At 60.8% G+C, this 15422-nt stretch carries 16 protein-coding genes; 10 read left to right on the forward strand and 6 right to left on the reverse strand.

Features of this window, described 5'->3' with window-relative positions:
* Window positions 1–33 precede the first annotated feature (33 nt).
* A complete protein-coding gene (locus AB4Z15_RS24135; protein ID WP_442019274.1) occupies window positions 34–1350 on the forward strand; it encodes an NAD(P)/FAD-dependent oxidoreductase in 1317 nt (438 codons plus the stop codon).
* 2 nt (window positions 1351–1352) lie between these two features.
* Here AB4Z15_RS24135 and AB4Z15_RS24140 read toward each other — a convergent pair whose 3' ends face one another.
* Window positions 1353–1631: a DUF3040 domain-containing protein gene (locus AB4Z15_RS24140; RefSeq protein ID WP_442006871.1), complete on the reverse strand. Its 279-nt coding sequence runs from the start codon at window positions 1629–1631 to the stop codon at window positions 1353–1355.
* Window positions 1632–1833: 202 nt separating this feature from the next.
* Here AB4Z15_RS24140 and AB4Z15_RS24145 point away from each other — a divergent pair, with 202 nt between their 5' ends.
* Window positions 1834–2295, forward strand: a complete 462-nt coding sequence (locus AB4Z15_RS24145) for a GatB/YqeY domain-containing protein (RefSeq protein WP_442006872.1) — start codon at window positions 1834–1836, stop codon at window positions 2293–2295.
* Between the two features lie 28 nt (window positions 2296–2323).
* On the opposite strand, the gene AB4Z15_RS24150 is transcribed toward AB4Z15_RS24145, so the two are convergent.
* The 4 genes from AB4Z15_RS24150 to AB4Z15_RS24165 all read right to left on the reverse strand — a co-directional run bounded on the left by AB4Z15_RS24150 (window position 2324) and on the right by AB4Z15_RS24165 (window position 4994).
* The gene (locus tag AB4Z15_RS24150; protein ID WP_442019275.1) at window positions 2324–3055 is read right to left on the reverse strand and encodes a DUF72 domain-containing protein; all 732 of its coding nucleotides are present in this window, start codon (window positions 3053–3055) and stop codon (window positions 2324–2326) included.
* 42 nt (window positions 3056–3097) lie between these two features.
* Window positions 3098–3970, reverse strand: coding sequence for a glycosyltransferase (locus tag AB4Z15_RS24155; RefSeq protein WP_442019276.1), 873 nt, complete (start codon window positions 3968–3970; stop codon window positions 3098–3100).
* A 108-nt stretch (window positions 3971–4078) separates the two neighbouring features.
* Window positions 4079–4321: a hypothetical protein gene (locus AB4Z15_RS24160; protein ID WP_442019277.1), complete on the reverse strand. Its 243-nt coding sequence runs from the start codon at window positions 4319–4321 to the stop codon at window positions 4079–4081.
* A 214-nt stretch (window positions 4322–4535) separates the two neighbouring features.
* Window positions 4536–4994, reverse strand: a complete 459-nt coding sequence (locus tag AB4Z15_RS24165) for a MarR family winged helix-turn-helix transcriptional regulator (protein WP_442006876.1) — start codon at window positions 4992–4994, stop codon at window positions 4536–4538.
* Between the two features lie 139 nt (window positions 4995–5133).
* Between AB4Z15_RS24165 and AB4Z15_RS24170 the strand changes: the two genes are divergently transcribed.
* The 6 genes from AB4Z15_RS24170 to AB4Z15_RS24195 are packed head-to-tail and all read left to right on the forward strand — an operon-like array spanning window position 5134 to window position 11639.
* Window positions 5134–6075 carry an SDR family NAD(P)-dependent oxidoreductase gene (locus AB4Z15_RS24170; RefSeq protein ID WP_442006877.1) on the forward strand — a complete coding sequence of 314 codons (942 nt, stop codon included), beginning with the start codon at window positions 5134–5136 and terminating at the stop codon, window positions 6073–6075.
* A 13-nt stretch (window positions 6076–6088) separates the two neighbouring features.
* Window positions 6089–6979, forward strand: a complete 891-nt coding sequence (locus tag AB4Z15_RS24175; protein ID WP_442019278.1) for an amidohydrolase family protein — start codon at window positions 6089–6091, stop codon at window positions 6977–6979.
* 1 nt (window position 6980) lies between these two features.
* Complete coding sequence (locus AB4Z15_RS24180) at window positions 6981–8210, forward strand: acyl-CoA dehydrogenase family protein (protein WP_442019279.1); 1230 nt, start codon at window positions 6981–6983, stop codon at window positions 8208–8210.
* 41 nt (window positions 8211–8251) lie between these two features.
* Window positions 8252–8707 carry a MaoC family dehydratase gene (locus AB4Z15_RS24185; RefSeq protein WP_442019280.1) on the forward strand — a complete coding sequence of 152 codons (456 nt, stop codon included), beginning with the start codon at window positions 8252–8254 and terminating at the stop codon, window positions 8705–8707.
* 43 nt (window positions 8708–8750) lie between these two features.
* On the forward strand, window positions 8751–10076 hold the full coding sequence (locus AB4Z15_RS24190) for an MFS transporter (RefSeq protein WP_442019281.1): 1326 nt from the start codon (window positions 8751–8753) through the stop codon (window positions 10074–10076).
* Window positions 10077–10088: 12 nt separating this feature from the next.
* Window positions 10089–11639: an acyl-CoA synthetase gene (locus tag AB4Z15_RS24195; protein ID WP_442019282.1), complete on the forward strand. Its 1551-nt coding sequence runs from the start codon at window positions 10089–10091 to the stop codon at window positions 11637–11639.
* 77 nt (window positions 11640–11716) lie between these two features.
* Here AB4Z15_RS24195 and AB4Z15_RS24200 read toward each other — a convergent pair whose 3' ends face one another.
* On the reverse strand, window positions 11717–11941 hold the full coding sequence (locus AB4Z15_RS24200; RefSeq protein WP_442019283.1) for a hypothetical protein: 225 nt from the start codon (window positions 11939–11941) through the stop codon (window positions 11717–11719).
* A 143-nt stretch (window positions 11942–12084) separates the two neighbouring features.
* On the opposite strand from AB4Z15_RS24200, the gene AB4Z15_RS24205 reads away from it, so the two are divergent.
* Both AB4Z15_RS24205 and AB4Z15_RS24210 read left to right on the forward strand, forming a co-directional pair.
* Window positions 12085–14985 (forward strand): helix-turn-helix transcriptional regulator, encoded by a 2901-nt coding sequence (locus tag AB4Z15_RS24205; protein ID WP_442019284.1) that lies wholly within the window; start codon window positions 12085–12087, stop codon window positions 14983–14985.
* Between the two features lie 120 nt (window positions 14986–15105).
* Window positions 15106–15408 (forward strand): transposase, encoded by a 303-nt coding sequence (locus tag AB4Z15_RS24210; protein ID WP_442019285.1) that lies wholly within the window; start codon window positions 15106–15108, stop codon window positions 15406–15408.
* Window positions 15409–15422 lie beyond the last annotated feature (14 nt).

Below are 15422 nucleotides of genomic sequence, written 5' to 3' on the forward strand. Positions count from 1 at the left end.
TTGCCGGGCGCCATGGTGAAGTAAGTTGCTGGCATGGAGGACACATACCAAGTCATCGTTGTGGGTGCCGGATTTGCAGGTGTTGCGGCAGCCAAAAAACTAGGCCGGAAGGGCGTACGCGTCCTGCTGATTGACTCGAATAACTACCATCAGTTCCAACCGCTCCTTTATCAATTGGCTACATCCCAGATTGGGGTTTCAGCCATTACGCGCCCACTGCGCTCCGTTTTCCGCCGCTACAAGACCGTTAAAGTCCTGACTGCGAGCATTGCCTCTATTGATGCTGCGCAACGGTCAGTCACCACAGCCGATGGCGTGACTTTGCGGGCGGAGATCCTGGTCATTGCGGTAGGTGCCGTTCCCAATTTCTTCAACACCCCCGGCGCCGAGCAACACGCTTTCCCGCTGTACTCCGTTACGGACGCCACCAGGCTGGGTACGGCCATTACGCGGCTACTTGATCAGGCCGACCGAAGCACTGAGAGTCTTGTGGATGTCGTAGTGGTCGGAGGAGGTCCGACTGGCGTGGAAACTGCCGGGGCCATGGCTGAAAACGTGAAATATATGGTCCACAAATACTTCTCGCCAGAGCTCGCTGCGCGCTGCCGCGTGCACCTGGTGGATATGGTTCCGAGTGTGTTGAACATGTTTTCCACGAAGTCCCAGCGCTACGCCACCGAACGTCTTCAGAAGGTGGGCGTCCAGTTGCACATGGGGGTGGGCGTTACCGAGGTGCGAAGCGATGGTGTGGCTTTGGCAGATGGAAGCTTCGTCCCGGCGCAGATCGTTGTATGGGCAGGCGGGTTGAAAGCCGGGGATCTCATCGCCAATTCCGGGCTGACGCAGGGGAAAGGTGGACGTGTGGATGTTCGCCCAGACCTGACTGCCCCGGACGTGGATGGCGTGTACGTAATTGGGGATGCAGCGAACATCACCGATTCCACAGGCGCAAAGTTGCCCCAGCTCGGCTCCGTGGCCCAACAGGCCGGAAAATGGGCAGCCAGCAACATCCTCGCCGACCTTACTGGGGGTAGCCGTACTCCCTTCCACTACGTCGACAAAGGCTATATGGCCATGGTTGGACGTGGTGCTGCTGTGGCAGAACTCGGCCGCAAGCGAATCCAGTTGCAGGGCCTTTTCGCTTTCTTGTCCTGGCTCCTGGTTCACTTGGCCCTGTTGTCCGGGGTACAGCAGAAGGTCCGTGCCCTGTTTTCCTGGCTCAACGGGTACCTCCTGCACAGCCCCGCGCAGGTGGTGGTCAGTGGCCCAACTGAGAAGGAACTCTCCGGGCTGACTCTTCCCGAAGTACGTCCGGCTCCATCAACCGATGCGGGCCTGGAAAAGGAATAGGCTCAGCCGGGGATGTAACGGGACTTGTGAATGTGATGCGCCACTAAGCCCCACGCCATCAGAAGGAAGCCGCAGTATCCCAAGGGGGACGGACTAATCGGTATGGCCAACAGCATCAGCAGCACGCCAAGTGCCACTCCAAAGACGTGGCGGGCCTGGGGTTCATAAGGGCGGCGCGCGGGGATTCCTGTTTCCAGTTGACGGGCCAAGTCCGGGTCCTGGATGAAAAGTTCCCGTTCGAGTTGCTGCAGCACCCTGCGCTCCCTTTCGTTTAGATGCATGGTTGTCCCTCCCATGTAGCGCTAAGGCTCCTCGGTGCGATCGGTGAGCCAGCCGGTTCCTTCCAGGAAATCCAGCGGCACAACAAGCTAAGCATGCTTACTAAATGCTCCGCAAGGAAAATTTTCCGAACGGTCATTCCGGCCACCGTCGACCTTGAGGACTGACTACGATGGCAAGTAGGAACCCCACTCAAGGAGCACAATGTCACTGAAAGACCGCCTCAAAGCAGACGTCGTAGGGCACATGAAGGCGGGCAACAAGACAGCGCTCACCACCGTGCGGAACGTGCTGGGGGAGATCACCACCCGGGAGAAGTCGGGCAAAACACCCATCGAGTTGGACGACGCGCAGGTTACGTCACTGCTTCAAAAGGAAGCTGCCAAGCGCCGGGATACCGCACGCATCTACACCGAAGCCGGGGAAGCAGGCAGGGCAGCCGCGGAAGTTGCTGAGGCTGAAATCATCGAGGCGTACCTCCCCAAGCCGCTAAGTCGCGAAGAAGTGGAAGGCATCGTCGACGAAGCCATCGCGGCCTTGAAAGCCGAAGGGCAGGAACTCTCAATGCGTTCTATAGGCGCCGTCATGAAGCCGGTCACTGCCAAGGTTGCAGGACGCTTCGACGGCAAGACCGTCAGCGAGATTGTGCGAGGTCGCCTGAGCTAGGACGGGCGGCTGGCTCACCCTTAGCGAGTCAGCCGATCCCAAGCAGCCATCGCAAAGTGTCGGCATTGCGCACGGCGTTACCACCGCCGTCGTTGTTGAAATAGGCGTACACGTCCTTGCCCGAGCCGTTCCACTCACGGATCCGATCCGCCCACCAGCGAAGATCCTCCTCCGAATACGAGCCGCCATAGAGGTGCTCAGGATCTGGTCCGTGAAGCCGGACGTAAACGAACGGCGCGGTAGCGCGGAGGATGCAGGGCAGATGGGCGCCGCTCATGATGCAGTAGGCGGCCTCGTGGCGTTCAAGTAATCCGTATACGTCAGGGTGGTTCCAGCTTTCGTGCCGGAACTCCACCGCCACGCGAATCCAGCGGGGTAGGGCTGCCAGGAAGTAGTCGAGGCGGGCATCATCACGGGCAAAATCAGGAGGAAGCTGGACAAGCAGCACGGCTCGTTTGTCACCCAGCTCATGCCAGCAGCGGGTAATGCGTTCCACCCACACCTCAGGGCTGTACAGCTTTTTCCCATGCGTGAGACCGCGAGGTGCCTTGACCGACATCGCAAATCCAGCAGGCAGGCGATCGTGCCAGCTTTTGAACGCGGTGTCCCGTGGCCAGCGGTAAAAACTTGCGTTGAGCTCAACCGTGTCAAAACGCGCCACGTAATGCGCCAGGCGCTTGGCCGTGGGCAGGCCCGGTGGGTAGAGCACGTTTTCCCAGTGGTCGTAGCTCCAGCCGGAGGTACCGATGCGGATACTCATGCTCTGGATGCTAGTCCTCGTGAACGCTCTTGCCGGGTCATGTCATGCGTCGGGTCGGACGCCAAGCACTACGTCGTAAGCCTCTACACGGCGGTCCTTCACCGTGGTGGGCGACTCCAAATGGACGGCGCCCGAGGGAAGAATTCCTGCGCCCCCGTACCTCTCCATCACTTGCCACTGCGCCACCACATCCTCGCCAGCGTGGTCGGCGGGAAGCTTAGGCCAGAATGTGAAGCCTCCCGAATCCAGCAGAGCCTGCTTGTTGTAAAGGACGCATCCCCCAAGCCAAGCCACCCTGTAGGGCACCCATTCGCCTGGAGTCAGGGAAAGATCGGCGCTGAGGTGGCTCAGGTTCGCGGCATTATGAAGAGGCCAGCGGCCAAAACCCGGAGTGTCGGGCCGTACCAGCTCCGCGGTTACGGGACCCTCCCATCGCTCAAATGCGGCGGTCTCCTCGGGTCTCCTGTCATCCAGATACGAGAGCCCCTGCGGTGCCATGCCCACGAAACCGCAGCCCAGCTCATCCAATGCGTGGTTCAACCGCTCAAGCACTCCCGGTTCGAGCCACACGTCGTCGTCAAGAAACAGGCACCGATCCGCTGTGGACTGCTCCAGCAGAAACTGCCGATGCTCAGCCAGCCCGCGCCGTGGCATATGGCGGAGCAGTCTGACCGGCCGCCCCTGCGCCTGCAGCACACGAACCATTCCAGCAACGGCAGGATGTTCCCAGTCCGGAGTGTCGGCGGATTGGTCGCTGACCACCACGCTAAAGGAGGGTTCGGATTGTGCAGCCAACCCGGCAAGTGCAACCGCCACTTCGGCCGGGCGGTTGCAGGTAGGGATGAGCACGTCCACAGCCACCGTGTCGGGGGTGTCCAGAGGCCACGCCCAATGCTCGGATGATCTCCTGCTCACAGCACACCTCCTGCCGTCAGGATCGGCATGGATTACGAAGGGTATGCCCGTATCTGTACCCATCCGGGTGGGATCTATTCCTGGCGGGCGGCGCCAGTTACCACCTATTTAGGATTGGATGGCGGCCCTGGCAATCAAAGCCTGGAGGTCTTCGGCAACCTTGGCTACTTCGCGCTGTCTGGTGTTCCGCGTCGACTTGGCTGCGTGGGGGGAGGGTCGCGTGGCGCGGGGAGAAATGCGTGTACGGGCTTCGGGACGGAACACGCCATCGCGTCCAATCCTTGGATCACGAACGGGTGCGTCGACGGTGACGCGGCCCTGGAGGGGGTCGTGGAAGAGTGGGAGATTCATGGTCCATTCCGGGTGACAGGATGTGAACTTTGATCCTGACATATACTCCAACGCCGCGAAATGGACGGTTGCCTACCAGCGCTTCGGAAGGCTGTGCACATGTCTATGCTGGCGTCATTCAGCCTATGGCCCGACTAATGGTCGCTATTACAACCACCGGGGTCGATAATGCCATGAGCATTATTCGCTCACTTTGACGATGCCCGGACTGGAACTAGCCCCACAGAGCCTTCTTCAGCAGTGCCCTGAGTTGAGCGTTCTCCTCTTCGCTTAACGGGGCGAGTTGGGTTTGCTCGCATACCTCAAGGGCGGCGCGGGCCTTCGTGTGGATCCGACGGCCCTCGGCTGTGGAGACGATGATCTTGGCGCGCCTGTCTTGTTTTCCCTGCGCGCGCTCAACCAGGCCCCGGTGCTCCAGATCGTCCACGAGGCTCACAACCTGACTGGGGTCCAGGCTGAGGAAATCGGCGAGTTCGCGCTGGGTCGGTTCGAGTCCGCTGCAGGCGAGCGTCAGTACTGAAAAGGACCTTTCCCGCAGTCCAAAGTCGCTGAGCGCACGGTTATTCAGGACTGACCCTGTGGCGTGGAGCTTGGCGAGCAGCAGGCCGACGTCGTTCCCAATCTTCGCTGCCGCGAGGCGCGGTGTTTCGACGTTGGTGCTTTGCGGGCCCATGACAACTCCAATAATAAATAAAAACAATCGTTGACTTTTTCAATGATCCGTAATCTCATTGATCATGACAAGGATCTCACGGGGTAGTGGGATCGGCCCCACCGGCTCCGGCCGGTTACAGCATGCGAAGGAGCACGCCATGAGCTTGAACGGCAAGGTTGCAATCGTCACGGGGAGCGGACAGGGTCTTGGACTCGCTTACGCACGTGAACTCGCCCGCCAGGGTGCCGCCGTCGTGGTCAATGACGTGAACGCTGAGACTGCCGCAGAAGCAGTGGCGCTGATTGAGGCCGACGGCGGCCGGGCCACCGCCGTCGTGGTTCCGGTGGGCACCACGGATGCTGCGAAGGCGCTGGTCGCTGGAGCTGTTGAGGCCTTTGGACGGCTGGACATCCTGGTCACCAACGCTGGCATCCTGCGGGACAAGAGCCTGTTGAAGATGACCGACGAGGACTTCGACCTGGTCATCAACGTCCACTTGAAGGGCACGTTCACGTGTGTGCGTGAGGCGTTCGCGTACTTCAAGGAAAACAACGTTTCGGGCCGCATCGTCACCATTGGTTCACCCACGGGCCAGCGAGGGAACTTCGGCCAGACCAACTACGCCGCGGCCAAGGCCGGGATCGTGGGCATGGTCCGGACGTGGGCCCTTGAAATGAAAAAGGCGGGAGTCACAGTGAACAGCGTGATCCCTGTGGCGGCGACTGCAATGACCAAGACAGTTCCCTACTTCCAGAAGGCCGTGGAGGCCGAGGAACGCGGCGAGGCCATGCCGTCCTTCTTCCGTCACGACCTCGGATTCGGCACCGCCGACGACGTCGCTGGGCTTATTGCCTTCCTCGCCTCGGACGAAGCTTCCGGGATTACCGGGCAGGCGATCGGCGCCGGCGGTGACCGGCTGCAGGTCTGGACGCACCCGACGGCGGCCAGCACCAAATACCGCGACGGCGGTTGGAGCTATGAGGCGCTCCGCGAAAACGCGGGGTCCCTCTTTGGAGCGGACGTCCTGCAGAGCTACGGGGAGGAATTCCTGCCGCTGCCTGAAGAACTCCAGCCCGAGCCTGCGGCTGTAACTGCTTAGGGCCCCGCTGATCATGGCCGACCGTTACGAACTTGGCATCGACGCATCCACGGTGGATGCGATCGACATGCACGTCCATGTGGAGGTGGACAGTTGCGGGCACGGATCCCTGCCGGACGCGCTGACTGAGGCGTCGGCGAAGTACTTCAAGTCCGAGGATCGAACACCGTCCCTGGACCGGATAGCGGAGGTGTACCGCGAACTGAACATGGCCGCCGTCGTCTTTACGGTCGACGCACGGACCCAGCTCAAGCATGAGCCCAACAGCATCCCGGAACTGATTGCCGGTGCTGCCCGGAACAATGATGTGCTGATTCCGTTCGGCAGCGTGGACCCCCGTACGGGGGAGGATGCGATCACCGGTGCGAAGCATCAGGCCATTGAGCTTGGCGCCCGCGGTTTCAAGTTCCACCCCTCGTTGCAGGGCTTCGATCCGTCCAGTGAACAGTTCTACCCGCTGTGGGAAACGCTCCAGGAACTTGGGCTGCCCTGTATTTTCCATACCGGGCAGAACGGCATGGGCGCGGGGCTCCCCGGCGGGTATGGCATCAAGTTGGCATTCTCGAATCCGCTGCTGCTCGACTCTGTGGCCGCGGACTTCCCTGGCCTGCCGATCATCATGGCCCACCCCTCGGTGCCGTGGCAGGAGGAGGCGAACTCGATTGCGACGCACAAGTCCAACGTGTTCATCGACCTTTCCGGGTGGTCGCCCAAATACTTCCCGGAGTCGCTGGTGAAGGCCTCGAACTCAGTGCTGCAGGACAAGGTGCTTTTCGGCACGGACTTCCCGCTGATCACCCCGCAAAAATGGCTCGGAGCATTCGCTGACCTGCCCCTGAAGGACGAGGTCCGTCCGAAGGTCCTCAAGGGCAATGCAGTCCGGCTGCTCGGGCTGGATGGCTGAGATGACTGCGAGTGCTGTGGAACAGCGGCTCTACTCCGCAGCGGACTGGTATGACGCCGAGTCACTGTTGTCTGCTGACGAGCGTCAGGTGCTATCCCTGTTGCGGGACTTCCTGGACATCGAGGCCAAGCCCCTGCTGGCTGAGTATTGGGAACGGGGCGAGTTCCCGGAGCAGTTGGCGCAGCCCCTGATCGACCTGAACCTCATGGAACCTTTTGCGTCGCCTGCGCGTGGGATCTACCACGGCTTCCGGATCTTCGAGCTCGCACGTTCGGACGCTTCGTTGGCCACGTGGTACACGGCCCAGGCTGGGCTCTTCCGAACCGCGATCCAAGTGGGTGCCTCTGAGGAGCAGCAGCGCGAATGGCTACCCAAGGTCATCGACTTCTCGCTCAAAGGCGTGTTCTCCCTGACCGAACCGGACCACGGCTCGGACATCGCCGGCGGACTCTCCACTACAGCCCGTTTCGAAGCAGTCGCCGACGGCGGCGCTGGCCCCGATGGCGGAGCTGACGACGGCGGCTATTGGGTTCTGGACGGGGTCAAGCGGTGGATCGGGGGAGCCTCCACAGCTGACATGCTGTGCGTGTTCGCCCGTGACATCGCAGATGGGCAGATCAAGTCGTTCCTCGTGGACCGGGCCGCGCCAGGCGTCACCGTGGAGAAGATCCATGGCAAGACGGCGCTGAGAATGATGCAGAACGCACACATTACCCTCGAACGCGTGCGGGTTCCTGAGGCCATGCGCCTGCAGAACGTGAACTCGTTTAAGGACGTCGCCGCCATGCTCCGGGCTATGCGTTCGGATGTTGCGTGGATCGCCACCGGCATCCAAGCCGGAGCGTTCGAAGCAGCGTTGGCCTACGTCAACGAACGTCAACAGTTCGGCCGTTCCCTAGGCTCCTTCCAGCTGATCCAGGAAAAGCTTGCCAGGATGCTGGGCAATATCACGGCGTCCATCTCGCTCGTGATCCGGTTGACCGAACAGCAAGCCCTCGGTATGTACAGGGACCAGGACTCGGCCTTGGCAAAGATGCAGACCAGCCTGATGATGCGCGAAACCGTCGCGTTGGCCCGCGAAGTGGTGGGCGGTAACGGCATCACGCTCGCCGCCGACGTCGCGCGTTTCCACGCCGATGCGGAAGCCGTCTATTCCTACGAGGGCACCCACGATATCAACGCCCTCATCGTCGGCCGCGCCCTTACCGGCGTCAGCGCCTTTACGCACTAACAGACACCTCAACCAACAGACACCTCACCAAGGAGGCAACAATGCCCAATCTCGTCGTCGATTTCGACACCCTGCTTACTATGTCGGGAAAGGATCTCGGCGCTACCGATTACCGCGAGATCACCCAGCAGCAGATCAGCCTGTTCGCCGACGCCACCGACGATCAGCAGTGGATCCACGTCGATCCTGAGCGCGCCAAGGATGGCCCCTTCGGCGCCCCGATCGCCCATGGATTCCTCACTTTGTCCCTGATCATCCCGTTCTGGGGTGAGCTTTTCGACGTCGACGGCGTCACCACCAAAGTGAACTACGGCCTGGACAAGGTCCGCTTCACTTCACCGGTGAAGGTCGGCTCGAAGGTCCGCATGAACGGCAGCATCGGCGAGGTCACCGAAGTCAAGGGCGGCGCCCAGATCAAAGTCAACGCCACCATCGAGATCGAAGGCCAGGAACGCCCCGCCGTCGTAGCCGAATTCCTGGCCCGCTTCTACAAGTAAACCCCTTTCAATAGACCCACCCCTCCTCTCCCAAGGAACAGCCATGTCAGGACACATTGCACTCGCCACTCCGAGCACGGCCGCGAAGCGCAAAGAAGCGCGTACGGTCATTTTGTCCAGCTATCTGGGCAGCACCATCGAGTTCTACGACTTCCTGCTGTACGCAACTGCCGCTGCGGTCGCTTTCCCCAAAGTCTTCTTCGCGGGCACTGATGAGTGGGTTGGCGTCGTAGCCGCCTACGCTACTTTCGCCGCCGGCTATGTTGCGCGGCCCGTGGGTGGCATCATCTTCGGCCACTTCGGAGACCGGATCGGCCGGAAGGGAATGCTCATCGTCTCCATGGCGATGATGGGCATCGCCTCTACCCTGATCGGCCTGATCCCTGGCGCGAGCATCATAGGTCCGTGGGGAGCTGTGATCCTGGTGGTCCTGCGCGTGTGCCAAGGTATCGCCGTCGGCGGTGAATGGGGTGGGGCTGCGCTGATGGCGTTGGAACACTCCGACCCCAAGCGGCGCGGCTTCGCAGCATCGTTCGTCAACGCGGGCGCGCCAACAGGGGCGGTACTGGGCACTATGGTCATGGGTATCTTCTCGGCGCTTCCGCAGGATGCGTTCCTGGCATGGGGGTGGCGCGTGCCATTCCTGTTGTCCTTCGTGCTGCTGATCGTCGGCATGTTCGTGCGGCTGCGGGTCTCCGAGAGCCCCATCTTTGCTGAAGCCGTGGCCAAGGAGGGGGCCCAAAGCACCAAACGCAAGATCCCGTTGCTGGAAGTGCTGCGTCGCCCGAAGGCCCTCATCATGATCATGTTCGCAGGTGCCGCCGGCTTCGGCCTCCAAGTTGTGCTGCCTACCTTCTCGATCACATATGCAGTCTCCAAGGGCGCACCGCAGCAAGGCGTTCTTTATGCCTTCGCAGGAGCCTCCGCCATCTCCATCGTGTTTGTGCTCCTGGGCGGCAGAATGTCGGACCGCTTCGGGCGCAGGCCAATCATGGTCACAGGGTTGACACTCTTTATCCTCTACCTGTTCCCGATGTTCGGCATGCTCAGCTCCGGCAACATCGCCTTGATCTTCCTGGCTTTTACGGTGGCACTCATTCTGCACTCGTCCCTGTACGGGCCACTTGCAGCATTCGTCTCCGAGCAGTTCGGAACCACCAACAGATACACGGGTGCCGCCGTCGGCTACCAGTTGGCGACCTTGATCGGTGCGGGTTTCACCCCGGGCATCGTGGCTGGCCTTTACAAGGATTCTGCACAGAGCATTCTCCCCGTGGTGGTCTTCCTCTCCGTCATGTCGCTCGTCTCGATTGTGTTCATCCTGCTAACGCGGGAATCTAAGAACAACGACCTCACCTCGGTCAGTTAGGAGCACCGCACCATGGACAACAACGGAGTTGGATCCTGGCTGCACCGTCGCCGTGCCAAGTCGGGTCCCAAAACGGCCCTCGTTTCCGGGGATCGCATTCTGAGTTACACGGAGCTCGCCGACCGCACCGATTGCCTCGCCAACGCCCTGAACGAAAGAGGTGTGGTCATGGGCGACAGGGTGGCCTACCTCGGTGAGAACCATTCGTCGTTTGTTGAGACCTTCTTCGCCTGCGGGCTGCTCGGTGCGATTTTCGTCCCGCTGAACACCCGCCTCGCCGCCCCTGAGCTGCAGTTCCAACTTCAGGATTCAGGAGCACGGGTCCTGATCAGCGCCGGGGCGCTTGAAGCGGTGGCCGCTGCCTCGGTGGAGGACACTGCGGTGACACACCGGCTTGTAGTGCTGCCCGACGCCGGAACCCAAGCTGCCGCGGTCAAGCCGCCATCCGGCGTCGAAAGTTATGACGAGGTACTTTCAGCGGCAGCCGGGACTCTGCTTGATGTAGCCGTGAGCCTGGACGACCCGGCGATGATCCTCTACACCTCCGGAACCACGGGCAAGCCCAAAGGCGCACTCCTCACGCACGGGAACATCACGTGGAACTGTTTCAACACCGTGGTGGACATGGACCTGAGCAAGAACGACGTCGCGCTGATGATTTCACCCCTGTTTCACGTTGCCTCCCTGGATATGGGCCTGCTGCCGATGCTGCTCAAAGGTGCCACAGTGGTGCTCGAAACCAAGTTCGACGCCGGCCGCGTCCTCAAGCTGATCGGGCAGCACAAAGTCACCACGCTCAATGGCGTGCCCACCACGTTCCAGATGCTCTGCGACCATCCCGAATGGTCGACGGCGGACCTCACTTCCCTGGACAAGCTCACCTGTGGAGGGTCTGCTGTTCCACAGCGCGTGTTGGACGCGTATGAGGAGCGGGGCATTGGTTTCACGAGTTGCTACGGCATGACCGAGACTGCCCCAGGCGCCACGATGCTCCCAGCCTCGAGGTCCAAGGAGAAAGCCGGTTCCGCAGGCCTGCCGCACTTCTTCACCGACGTCCGGATTGCCGACCCGATGGGTGGGCTCGCTCTTCCCGGTGCAGTGGGGGAGATCCAGATTTCCGGGCCAAATGTCATCAAAGAGTATTGGAACAGGCCTGAAGCCACGGCTGATAGTTACTCTGATTCGCTGTGGTTCCGTTCAGGGGACATGGGCTTCCAGGACGACGAAGGCTTCTTGTTCGTCTCGGACCGCATCAAGGACATGATCATTTCCGGGGGCGAGAACATCTATCCGGCCGAAGTGGAAGCCGTGATCGCGGAACTCCCGGAGGTGGGAAGTGTTGCGGTCATTGGGGTTGCCGACCCCAAATGGGGCGAGGTTCCCCGCGCCATCGTGACACTGCTGGAAGGTGCTTCCCTGACCGAGGAGCAGCTGCGCTCGCATCTTGAAGGACGGCTTGCCCGCTACAAGATCCCCAAGTCCGTGGTTTTCGTTGAGGAAATGCCGCGGACTGCCAGCGGGAAGATTCGCAAGGTGGAGCTCAAGAAGCAGTTCGCGTCCTGACCCCCGGTTCTTCTCTCACGTCCTGCGGTGTTTTGCCGGTTCTTCTCTCACGTCCTGCCGCTGATCCATGGATGGGATTACTTTTGCTCCGGGATCCAATACGGCGCGTCTACGCCGGCGCCGGTGAGGTTATCGCAGCGAACAAGTTGCGTGCCGATCCGTTCGAGGAGGCAGTTGACGTAGATTGTGGGGGTTTTGTCCTCGGGGACGTCCGCGGTTGCCTGCCCTTGGGACAGAAAAACGAACGGGACAAAGAGTAGGGCGAGGCAAAGACGCCGGACTGGGCTAACAGGTTCACGCATGGCAAGGTTCCTTTGAGTGGTGCTTGTGGGTAACTTCACTCTGCGTCGTGCCCTCATACCGGGGCATCCGGACTTCACCCTTAAAATCACCGCAAATACCCTCGGATCTACCCCATGGGTCAGCAAGGTGCGAAGCTTGAACGGTGGCTACTAGGGCCAAATCCAACGGACCTGCTCTGGTGGGCCGGGAGGATGAACTGGCTGAACTCGAGGGTATGGTCGACGCCGTGCGCGCTGGAGCGTCCAGGACGTTTATCGTGTCCGGCGACGCGGGTGTAGGCAAGACGGCATTGGTAGGGCAGATCTGTGCCACGGCTTCCCTGGATGTACTTGTTCTCAGTGGGGCAGCACTGCCGCTGACGACACTTAAAGTGCCATTTCAAGCCCTTCGTTCGGCCTTCCACGGTGCAGCCCAGCTGGGGACGCCAGTGCCCTTCAGCAGTAACGCAATGGTCGAAGCACGGGTGGACAGTCCGCTTTTCGTTGACGAGTGGCTGACCACGCTCAGCAGTTCCAGACCCGTGCTCCTGGTGATCGATGATCTTCAGTGGTCCGACCCACAAACACTGGATATCCTGATGTTCCTCATCGCAGGGCCCGCAGACCGTTCGTTGGGCATTGTGGCCACTGTCCGTTCGGACATCCCGACGGAAAACCAGCCTCTTGAGCGATGGATGACGGACATCCGCCGGCTGCCGAGCGTGGAACTCGTGACACTTCGGCCTCTGGACAGGCCGGCAACTGCTACCCAAATCTCCCGGCTGCTGGGTGTGCCTCCGTCCCAGTCCCTGGTTACGGATGTGTACGCACACTCCGCCGGAAACCCTTACTTCACCCGCCTCCTGATCGAGGGCATGAGAGCGAACGGCAGGCGGTTCGAGGACGGCTTTCCGCCGGATCTGAGGGGTGCCGTCCTCAGATCCTGGAAGGGCCTACCTAAAGCTGCGCAACAACTGACTCGGATTCTGGCTATTGCGGGACGATCGGTAGACGCTGCTGAACTACGCACGGTTGCCAGGGGAACTATCGCCCAGGAAACAGTTTTGCCTATGCTGCAGGCAGCTGCGACCGCGGGGATCGTGGACCTGCTGCCAGACGGCACTTACTGGTTTCACCATCCACTCATCGCGGAGATGCTCGAGCAGGGCATGGACGGCGAGGAGCGGCGCTCTTGGCATTCAGCTTTTGCCGATGCTTATGAGAGCTCCTTGTCATTGGGACCACAGCGTACTTCCGGGACGATCGCCTCCTTGGCCGAACACCACTACCACGCTGAACGATGGGCGTCCGCCTATCAATGGACCGTTCGTGCAGCCACGGAATATGTCCACCTCGGAAACTGGGGTGATGCCCTGCGAATGTTCCGTCGGGCGGTGGAGCTCACGGACAAAGCGGGCATGGTGCCGGAGATTCTCCGTGAACTTTGGGGCCAGGTGAGGAACGCCGCATTCCGTTCCGGTGACCAGACAGCTGAACTTGAGGCTTTGGAGTCATTGATCTCGCTCACCGAACCCGCGGCCGAAACCTTGGAAACGGCTGCTTGGCTGGTGAGGCGGATGCATCTGTCCATGTCCACAGGAAGGTCCTTCTTTGACGTGGCGGCGATGGAACGGGCGGTTCAGCTTTCGGCAGCTGATCCTCAAAGCTGGCAGTATGCGTTGGCTTTAGCAGAGCGTACGCACGCCGCACTGTGGCTTGATCGCGCTGGCGGAGCCGAAAGCGCGGCACAGGCGCTTACGCTTGCCCGCCTGACGAAAAACCCCATAGCCATGTCCTACGCGCTGACAGCCGCCTCAATGGTGGAGCTCTTCGCCAAGCACCCGGAGGAGGCCTTCAACCTGGCCAAGGCTGCAGCGGACGAGGCGCTCCTGGCCAGGGATTACTGGGGGTACCTCCATGCCGTTGCTTGGCTTGCCAACTCGCAGGAGAGCTGGATCAGCCAAGAGTACGCGGACGTTCTTCACATTGCCCGGGAGGAATTGGCCAGGCACGAGGCTCCCCACTCCTACATCTCCAAGCTCGCAGCGGACGAAGCGGCCAGCTTCCTCGGCATCGGTTCTTGGCGCCAGGCCCAGGCAGCCTTGCGGATCGCCATCAGGCTGGACCCTGGCCCTATGGGGGATGTGAGCGCCCGATTGACGGCGGCACGGCTGGATGCCTTGCAAGGGCGGACGCAGGATGCTTTTGTCCATTTAGCCCGCGCTGAAGAAGTGAATGGCAACACTGAGGCCTATCTCAACCTCAACTTCGCGGCGATCCGTTCAGAGGTCCATGCTCTTGCCGGCCAGCCGGAGGCCTCGCTCGAAGCTGCCATGACTGGCGCCCTGCGCCCCGGACCACCACCTACAATGTGCGAGTGGTTGCTGCCCTTGGCGGCCAGGGCTCTCGCCGATCTCATGCAAAAGGCTAAATACGAAGGAAAACCAACAGCTGGGTTGCTTTCCGAAGTGGTCCAACTGGAGGAGCGCTTTCCTCATGTTTTCAACGAGCCTGGAGAACAATCGGAGCTGTACCAACGCCAAGTATTTGCCTTCGAAAGCCTCTATGCCGCGGAAGTGGGCCGTGCACGCGGAGATCACGGCAATGCTGATGCCTGGATTCACACTGCCAATGCGTGCAGGAACGCTTCCCTGGCTTGGGAACATGCCTATGCATGCCAACGCGCCGCCGAAGCGCTCCTCCTGCAGGGCCACAGCGCCAAGGCCCAAGCCTCGCAGATCCTCCGCAGGGGACTTCAACTGGCGCGCGATCTTCAAGCCGTTCCCGTGCAGAGGGCTTTGGAGCAACTCGCTGACCAAGCCAAGATCTCGCTAACGCCCATCACGCGGCCCAACCCTGAAGTCAGCAACCGCCATGGGTTGACGGCACGCGAGGCAACCATCCTCGACTATGTCGTTGCAGGCAGAACCTACAGGGAGATTGCTGAATCGTTGTTTATCAGCGAGAAAACGGTGAGTTCGCACATTTCCAGCCTCCTGCGGAAAACCGGCGCCTCCAATAAGTTTGATCTCGCGCGGAGGGAGCGTAAGAAATCTGACGGATGACGTACGACGACGGCGCGTGGCTAGTGCCGCCGTCGAACCTCAATGGGAGTTCCATGAGAGAACATAGGCCGGTGCGGTCGTATGGTTTTGTGAGACAGCTTGATGGGAGCTTCAGTTCAGATGACCACGCCCAGAAGAAAATACGATGCGGCTTTCCGTGAGGATGCTGTGCGGCTTGTTTTGTCCACGAACCGGTCGGTGAAACAGGTCGCCGAGGAGATCGGGGTGAAGGAAAGCACGCTGGGGAACTGGCTTCACCGGCATCGAGAAAGCCACCAGGGCGCCGCACCGGTCCTGCCTGAAGAACGGGGGCCGGTGCCGTGGGACGAGCACCGGAAGGCACTGGCCGAAAATGAGCGGTTGAAGGCCGAGGTCGAGTTCCTGGGAAAAGTCAGCGCCTTCTTTGCCGCGAAGCAAAAGTAGAGGACTTCTACGAG

The organism is Paenarthrobacter sp. 2TAF44, from assembly GCF_052114885.1.
Lineage (GTDB): Bacteria > Actinomycetota > Actinomycetes > Actinomycetales > Micrococcaceae > Arthrobacter.